Source organism: Streptomyces huiliensis, assembly GCF_020037025.1.
In the GTDB taxonomy this organism is placed as follows: Bacteria; Actinomycetota; Actinomycetes; order Streptomycetales; family Streptomycetaceae; genus Streptomyces; species Streptomyces huiliensis.
Genome location: NZ_JAIQLH010000423.1, coordinates 1 through 5,471, shown reverse-complemented (window position 1 = coordinate 5,471; position 5,471 = coordinate 1). Strand labels below are relative to the sequence as shown.

Sequence of the window (5,471 nt, the reverse complement as noted above, 5' to 3'; positions counted from 1 at the left end):
CCGCGGCCTCGGCTTCGCCGTCCGCCGCGGCGACACCTTCCCCGGCCTCGGCCCCGACTACCTCCGCCTCGCGGTCCGCGACCGCCCGACGACGGACCGCTTCGCGGAGGCCCTGGAGAAGGCACTGGCGGGGGGCTGAGGGGCCACCCCGCCCGCGCTTCCCCTTCTAGCCGCGCCCCCGCGCCCCCGCCCTGCGGCGGGCGGTGATCAGGGCGCCGCCGCCTCCGAGGACGAGGAGGCCGGCCGCGCCGGCGATCCAGGGGGTGGCGGAGGAGCCGCCGGTCTCGGCGAGGTCGCGTTTGTCGGCGACGGTCTGCGGCTTGACCTCGGGGCCGGGGGCGTGGGTGGCCGGTTTGCCGGGGGTCTGCTTGGCGGGGGCCGGGGGCTCCTTGGCCGGCTTGCCGGGGCCGGCCGGGGACTCGCAGCCGGCGCGGACGAGGGTGACGCGGCCGTGCACTTCGGCGACGTTGAGCTTCAACGGGTTGACGTCCACGGCCAGTTCGAGGGCGGTCGCGGCCCCGGTGCGGGAGGTGGTGGCGGTCTTCGACAGGTCCAGGCGGACCCGGCCGACGCCCGGTACGTCGACGTTGGTCGTGCCGCCGGTGGTCAGGGTGACCTTCTTGCCGAGCACGGTGACCGAACCCAGCAGGTTGGACGTGGCGGTGGGCCGCTGTCCGGCCCGGCAGACCGCCTCCGCGGTGACCTGCCGGACCTCGATCAGGGAGAGCAGCGGCAGGCCGGGGACGTGCACCTTGGCGTGGAGGAGTTCGGCGCGGCCGGTCGCAGCGCGCTCGTCGGCGGTGGCGCGGGCGGTGGCCGCGTCGGCGCGGAGGAGCTCCACCGGCCGGCCCTGCTCCGCGCCGCCCGCCCGCACGGTGAGCGCGGTCCGCGCCGCGTTCCCGGGCGCGTGGACGTCGTTGAGCGACGCGTTGACCGGCACCCGCACGGTCTTGTCGAGCAGCGACACGTCGAGCCCGGCGCGGAGGACGACGGCGTCGGCCTTGCCCGTGCGGTGGTCGCCCGTGGCGGGGGCGGCGTGAGCAGGGGTGGTGCCCGCCGCGACAGCGGTCAGGGTGGCGAGAAAAGCGGCGGACGGCAGGCCCCTGCGCCGGGAAACGGGCATGCCGAAGGAAGATCTGGTGGTGCTGGACACGGGTGTGGAACTCCCCACGAGAGAAGGAGCCGACGGCGCGCCGATGGGGGACATCACGCGCCGTCGGCGTCGACCACGTCATGGTCGTTCCCGGGAGAGTGAACGGCGAGCATTCTTGAGGGAGTTCATCCCAACGGGTGGTTTCCGCCCGCCAGTTCGAAGCGTCGGCAACAGGAGGAAGCTCCTACCGCAGACGCTGCCTCATCAACCCACCACCCTTCCCCGCAGGATCACCCGCCGCGGCGCCGCCAGCACCCGCACGTCCGCCCGGGGATCCGCCTCGTACACGACCACGTCCGCCGAGGCGCCCTCCTCCAGCCCCGGGCGTCCCAGCCACTCCCGCGCCCCCCAGGTCGCCGCGGCGAGGGCGGCCGAGGACGGGAGGCCGGCCTTGACCAGCTCACCGACCTCCTGGGCGACCAGGCCGTGGGCGAGGGAGCCGCCCGCGTCCGTGCCCACGTAGACGGGGATGCCGGCGTCGTACGCGGCGCCGACCGTGCGGTAACGGCCCTCGTGGAGCCGCCGCATGTGGTCCGCCCAGCGCGGGAACTTCTTCTCACCGCCGTCCGCGAGCCGCGGGAAGGTGGCGATGTTGACGAGCGTCGGGACGATCGCGACGCCGCGCTCGGCGAACAGCGGGATCGTCTCCTCGGTCAGGCCGGTCGCGTGCTCGATGCAGTCGATCCCGGCCTCCACCAGCGGCGCCAGCGACTCCTCGGCGAAGCAGTGCGCCGTCACCCGGGCGCCCAGCCGGTGCGCCTCGGCGATGGCCGCCTCGACCTCGCCGCGCGGCCAGCAGGCGGCCAGGTCACCGGTCTCCCGGTCGATCCAGTCGCCCACCAGCTTGACCCAGCCGTCGCCGCGCCGCGCCTCCCGCGCCACGTACGCCACCAGGTCCTCGGGCTCGATCTCGTGGGCGTAGTTGCGGATGTAGCGGCGGGTACGGGCGATGTGGCGGCCGGCGCGGATGATGCGCGGGAGGTCGTCCCGGTCGTCGATCCACCGGGTGTCGGACGGGGAGCCGGCGTCGCGCAACAGCAGGGCGCCCGCCTCCCGTTCGGCCAGCGCCTGCTTCTCGGCGGTCGCGGCGTCGACCGGGCCGTGCGCGTCCAGGCCGACGTGGCAGTGGGCGTCCACCAGGCCCGGCAGGGCCCAGCCCTCGACGGTCGTGACGTCCCGCGCCCCGGCCGGGCGCTCGAAGGTGATCCGGCCGCCGGTCACCCACATCTCGTCGCGCACCCCGCCGTCGGGGTCCGGCCCGGTGAGCACCCGTCCCTTGATGTGCAGCACCGTGCTGTCGTGCGTCATGTCCTCTCCCGTCCGGCAGGCATCGCCGTGTCACCGCGTGACCGCGCCGCCGAGGGTACGGACGCTTCCGGTCCGGCTCCGCCGGGGTCACGATCGGTCCTCGCCAGTCTCCCGCCCGGACCCGGCACCGCAAGTGTCACCCCCGTCACCACGGACGCGCACGTCACCCCGGGCGCGCTCACTTGCGGCCGGCGACCATCGACTCCGCGCCCGCCAGGTGCCGCGACCAGGTCTCCCGGAACCCGGCCTCCGCGAGCCAGCTCCGGCAGTCCGCGGCGGTGCAGTCGAAGCCGCCGGGGGTCTCGATGAGCATGTTGAGGCTGCCGAGCAGTCCGACGAGGTTCTCCCGCCGGTCGTCGTCGATGAAGCTCTCGTGGATGACGACGAGGCCGCCCTCGGGCAGCGCCTCGTACGCCTTGCGCAGCAGCGTCCGCTTCGCGGGCAGGTCCCAGTCGTGCAGGATGTGGCCGAAGAGGAGGACGTCGGCGCGGGGCAGCGGGTCGGCGAAGAAGTCCCCGGCGGTGAACGAGAGCCGGTCGGCGGGGCCGCAACGCTCGCGGTGGCGCTCGAAGTTGCCGCGGACGGCCTCCAGGTCGAGGCCGGTGCCGCGCAGGTGCGGGTGGCGGTGGAGGAGGTGGCTGAGCATGGCGCCCTCGGCGCACCCGATGTCGGCGACGGTGCGGCGGGCGGACCAGTCCACGGCCTCGGCGAGGGCGTCCGCGGAGCGCATGGTGAGCCCGGTCATCGCCTGCTGGAAACCGGCCAGCCGCTCGGGGTCCTTGTAGAGGGTGCCGAACAGCTCGCCGCCGTCCCGGATCTCGTTCTGCGGCTCGCCGGTGCGCAGCCCGTCGGCGAGGCTGCCCCAGAACCCGTAGAGCCGGTTGTCGTACATCTCCAGGGCGCAGCCCACGTAGGCGGGGCTGCCGCGGTCCAGGTAGCGGGCCGTGACGGGGGTGTTGGCGTACCGGCCGCCGGGGCCGGGGCCGCGGTCCAGCAGGCCGAGGGCCACCAGCGCGTCGAGGAAGTCCCGGGCGGCGCGCGGGTGCAGACCGAGCCGGGCGCGCAGTTCGTCGGCGGTCAGCGGTGCTTCGGCCAGTTCCGTGAAGACGCCGAAGCGGACGGCGGTGAACAGCACCTTCGACGCCTGGAAGCCGAAGGCGATGCGCAATATCGAGTCCAGCGCCCCTGAGCCGCCCTGCCGGGCGGAGTCGAGATCGTTCACATGCACTCCTCGGTGTCCAGTCGATGTCCGGTCGGTGTCCGGTCGGTCGCGTGTGGTGTCGAAAGTGGACCATGCCGTACCGCTCCGTCCAGCCCTTGCCCGTCATCGATCCTGTGCTGTAGCCGTTCTGACACCGAGGGAGCCGAGGGAGCGGGATCCCTTCCCTCTGGCGCGTACCCGTCACCTACGCTGACCCCGTGACCGAAAGACCGCCGGCGGACAGACCGCCGACCGAAAGACCGCCGACCGGACGTCCGGCCACCGAACGGCCGCCGACCGGCGTACAGCAGCCGGCGCACGCGCGCTCGTACGCCCGCACCGCGCCGTGACGGCCGGCGCGCGCCCGGAACCGCGCGCCCTCCTCCGCGGTCACCTGGGCGGCCTCCTGGGCCGGCGGGCGCGGCTGCGCTGGGTGCACCTGCTGATCGGCGGCGCCCTGGTGATGCCGTACTTCCTGCTGGCGAACGTGCTCCTGTCGCTCGTCCACCGCGGCCGGGGCGTCAACGTGTTCCTCTCCCCCCTGCTCCAGATCACCACCTTCGCCGTGGCGCTCCCGCTCGCCGCCCTCTCGGCGCTGCTCTTCCCCATGATCCGCCCGCTGGAGAGCGCGACCGCGCGCGCCCTGTGCGACGTCGGGGACGCCGAGCTCGCCACCGGACCGGCCCGCACCTGGGCCGAACGCGGCCGCCCCGCCCTCTACTTCACCCTGCACCTCGCGCTGGGCGGCGTCGTCAGCGGCATGTCGCTGGCCGCGCCGCCCGCCGCCGTCGCGCTCTGCACGATGCCGTTCCTGGACCCGGACGCGCCCGGCCGGCTGCCCTGGTTCCGGATCCTCGGCGGCCCGTTGCTGCCGCTGCTGGCCCCGCTCTGCGGGCTGGGGCTGATGGTGCTGCTGGCGGTCACCTCCCGGGCGGCCGGTGCCGTGCTCGCGCGCCGGGCGCCCGCCCTCCTCGGCCCGACGGCGGCCGACCGGCTGGCGGCGGCCGAGCGGCGCGCCCACGAACTGGCCCTGCGCAACCGGCTCGCCCGCGAACTGCACGACTCCGTCGGCCACGCGCTGAGCGCGGTCCTGCTCCAGGCCAGTGCGGCCCGCCGGGTCCTCGACCGCGACCCCGCCTTCGCCCGCCGGGCGCTCACCTCGATCGAGGAGACCACGCGCGAGGCGGTCGGCGAACTCGACACCGTCCTCGGCCTGCTGCGCGAGGACGGCCCGGCCTCCGCCGCGCCCGCGCCGACCCTGTCCGACCTGGACGCGCTCGTGGAACGCACCCGCGCGGCCGGCGGCACGGTCGACGTCACCGCCCCGGCGGGACTGGGCGCGCTCCCGCCCGTCGTCTCCCGCGAGGCGTACCGGATCGTCCAGGAGGGCCTCACCAACGCCCTGCGGCACGCGGGCCCGGTGCCCGTGCGGCTGCACGTCACCACCGACACCGAGACCCTGGAGGTCACCGTGGAGAACCCCGTCGGGCGCACCCCCGCCCGCACCCGCGGCGGCGGCGGTCGCGGGCTGACCGGCATCGCCGAGCGCGCCCGGCTGCTGCGCGGCACCAGCACCGCGGGCGCGCGGGACGGCGTGTGGCGCCTGTCCGTCCGCCTGCCGCTGGGCGGTGCGGCCCGGTGAGCACCCCGCTCCGCATCGTCGTCGCCGACGACGAACGCATGGTCCGCACCGCCCTGTGCGCCATCCTGGGCGCCGAACCGGGCATGGAGGTCGTCGGCGAGGCCGCGACCGGCGTCGAGGCCCTGTCCGTCACCCGCGCCACGCGCCCGGACATCGTGCTGATGGAC

5 protein-coding genes and 1 pseudogene are annotated in these 5,471 nt (G+C 75.3%); 3 read left to right on the top strand and 3 right to left on the bottom strand.

Going from position 1 to position 5,471, the window contains the following annotated elements; translation table 11 throughout:
• Nucleotides 1-139, top strand: a pseudogene (locus JNW98_RS34600) (Rv2231c family pyridoxal phosphate-dependent protein CobC); the annotation flags it as partial.
• Nucleotides 140-166: 27 nt separating this feature from the next.
• On the opposite strand, the gene JNW98_RS34595 reads toward JNW98_RS34600, so the two are convergent.
• The 3 genes from JNW98_RS34595 to JNW98_RS34585 all read right to left on the bottom strand — a co-directional run bounded on the left by JNW98_RS34595 (nucleotide 167) and on the right by JNW98_RS34585 (nucleotide 3,683).
• Nucleotides 167-1,123, bottom strand: coding sequence for an SCO1860 family LAETG-anchored protein (locus tag JNW98_RS34595; RefSeq protein WP_223772243.1), 957 nt, complete (start codon nucleotides 1,121-1,123; stop codon nucleotides 167-169).
• Between the two features lie 234 nt (nucleotides 1,124-1,357).
• The gene (locus tag JNW98_RS34590; RefSeq protein WP_223772242.1) at nucleotides 1,358-2,461 is read right to left on the bottom strand and encodes an amidohydrolase family protein; all 1,104 of its coding nucleotides are present in this window, start codon (nucleotides 2,459-2,461) and stop codon (nucleotides 1,358-1,360) included.
• Between the two features lie 178 nt (nucleotides 2,462-2,639).
• The gene (locus tag JNW98_RS34585) at nucleotides 2,640-3,683 is read right to left on the bottom strand and encodes a methyltransferase (protein WP_223772241.1); all 1,044 of its coding nucleotides are present in this window, start codon (nucleotides 3,681-3,683) and stop codon (nucleotides 2,640-2,642) included.
• Nucleotides 3,684-4,008: 325 nt separating this feature from the next.
• Here JNW98_RS34585 and JNW98_RS34580 point away from each other — a divergent pair, with 325 nt between their 5' ends.
• Complete coding sequence (locus JNW98_RS34580; protein ID WP_308015702.1) at nucleotides 4,009-5,304, top strand: sensor histidine kinase; 1,296 nt, start codon at nucleotides 4,009-4,011, stop codon at nucleotides 5,302-5,304.
• On the top strand, nucleotides 5,301-5,471 hold a 171-nt coding region (locus JNW98_RS34575), incomplete at its 3' end, for a response regulator transcription factor (RefSeq protein WP_372459401.1). The genes JNW98_RS34580 and JNW98_RS34575, both read left to right, overlap by 4 nt.

What these genes read in the sequence shown, in the direction of transcription:
- JNW98_RS34595 (WP_223772243.1), bottom strand. Translation starts at nt 1,123, where the DNA reads ATGCCCGTTTCCCGGCGCAGGGGCCTGCCGTCCGCCGCTTTTCTCGCC.
- JNW98_RS34590 (WP_223772242.1), bottom strand. Translation starts at nt 2,461, where the DNA reads ATGACGCACGACAGCACGGTGCTGCACATCAAGGGACGGGTGCTCACC.